This is a genomic window from Burkholderia sp. SIMBA_062 (assembly GCF_046534765.1).
Classification (GTDB): domain Bacteria; phylum Pseudomonadota; class Gammaproteobacteria; order Burkholderiales; family Burkholderiaceae; genus Burkholderia; species Burkholderia ambifaria.
In genome coordinates this window covers 1-263 of the sequence record NZ_JAWRYD010000346.1, presented here as the reverse complement: position 1 = coordinate 263, position 263 = coordinate 1, and the positions used below count along the sequence as shown (strand labels likewise).

General features: G+C 68.4%; 1 protein-coding gene. It reads right to left on the bottom strand.

Annotated elements, in window-relative coordinates; translation table 11 throughout:
* Positions 1-115 precede the first annotated feature (115 nt).
* The coding region (locus SB786_RS36630; RefSeq protein ID WP_410731638.1) for a glutaredoxin domain-containing protein at positions 116-263 on the bottom strand (148 nt) is incomplete at its 5' end.

The window sequence follows — 263 nt, the reverse complement described above, 5'->3', positions numbered from 1 at the left end:
CGAACCTTTCCGGCTCGCGCGGGCGAAACCTGGGGCGCTGTTACCGCGCCCGAACCGCCCTTGCCAGGCGGCGAATGCATCGGACCGACGCGCGGTCCGATGCGCAGCCCGAAACTCAGGCCGCAGCTTCGAGCAGCGGCATCAGGCCGCCTGCACGGTCGAGCGCGGAGAGGTCATCGTAACCGCCCACATGCGTCTCGCCGATATAGACCTGCGGCACCGTGCGACGGCCGGTACGCGTCATCATTTCTTCACGACGCGCC